Raw genomic sequence first — 1,326 nt, 5'->3', positions numbered from 1 at the left:
GCGTCTGGTGATTCGTCCATGCCTGACTCTCCAAAGCTTGCGTCTGGTGATTCGTCCAGGCCTGAGACTCCGCAGCTTGCGCCTGGTGATCCGTCCAGGCCTGACACTCCAAGGCCTGCGTCTGGTGATTCGTCCATGCCTGACTCTCCAAAGCTTGCGTCTGGTGATTCGTCCAGGCCTGAGACTCCGCAGCTTGCGCCTGGTGATCCGTCCATGCCTGACACTCCAAGGCCTGCGTGCCGCTATTCGGGGAGGCCCGTTTAGTTGGAGCCTCACGACCGGACGGCGGCCAGGTCGTGGTGCATCACCGAAGTCGTGGCGTACTGAAGCTGTCGCGTCGGCGGCCGCCTCCGCTGGCCCCGATTACCCGGTGTCCAGGGGATGAGCAGGAACTGTTCGTCAGCGGCGGTGCCGTCGTTGGCGACAGGCCGTAGCACGGCGGCGCGCCCGCACCACGCGTGAGATGTCAGGGCCCGGATACCGCGGGATCCGGGCCCTGACGTGTCATCGGCGCGGCTCCTGCCATCGGGTGTCGAGCCGGCCGTGTCGCATGCGGCCTACCAGGCGGACGTGCAGTGTCTCTGGTGTGTGGTCGCCTGCGTCCCTGCTGATTCCCAGACTGCTGTGCCGCACCGACAGCTCGTTGGCGTCCACCACCATGCCCGGTGCGAGGACCAGCTCCACGGTGCCGCCGCGCACCTGTAGCTCGATGACCAGTTCGGGGGCGCTGCGCACCGCGCTCGTCAGGTCCAGCATCACGTCGCACCACGCGGTGCGCAGCGCCAGCCGGTGCGGCAGCGTCCACCGGCCCTCACGGCGCACCGAGCCGTGACGCTCATGGATGGTGAGCAGTTCGGCGGCCGGCTCGGCCGGTGTCCCGGCGAACGGCAGCGTGAGTGTGCCGTCGCCGCCTCGCACCGCGATCAGGTCGGTGATGAGCGGGGCCAGCGCGTCGATGGTGCGGGCGGTCAGCGCCGCGTCCAGCCGCTCGTCGAACTCGACCGGGTCGAGCCGGCCGTCGGCGACGGCGGCGCGCAGCTGTTCGATGACCAGGTCGCGGTCCGTGTCGGACGCGCGCAGCGCGGGTGAGCTGGGCGGATCTGCCGGCATCCGGTTTCCTCCGTGGCGAGGTGGCGGCACCGCGCCACCGAAATTGTTGGGCTGATCGGTCAAGGGAGACAGTTACCTAGGCGATCTTGCGGCGGTAGGTGTTCATGGCGAAGAGGTACGCGACGATGAGGATGCCGACGCACCAGCCGAGGGCGATCCAGATGTCGGTGCCCACCGGCTGCTGGGTGAACAGGTCGCGGACGGCGTTGACGATGG

1 protein-coding gene is annotated in these 1,326 nt (G+C 68.5%); it reads right to left on the bottom strand.

What is annotated here, in order from left to right; genetic code table 11:
* Nucleotides 1–504: 504 nt before the first annotated feature.
* Nucleotides 505–1,110: a DUF1707 SHOCT-like domain-containing protein gene (locus ABFX50_RS50455; RefSeq protein ID WP_346158405.1), complete on the bottom strand. Its 606-nt coding sequence runs from the start codon at nucleotides 1,108–1,110 to the stop codon at nucleotides 505–507.
* Between the last annotated feature and the right edge of the window lie 216 nt (nucleotides 1,111–1,326).

Origin of the sequence: Nonomuraea recticatena (genome assembly GCF_039533245.1) — a bacterium.
Lineage (GTDB): Bacteria > Actinomycetota > Actinomycetes > Streptosporangiales > Streptosporangiaceae > Nonomuraea > Nonomuraea roseola.
Note: the sequence above shows the minus strand (reverse complement) of the source record. Positions and strands in the feature narration are given on the sequence as shown.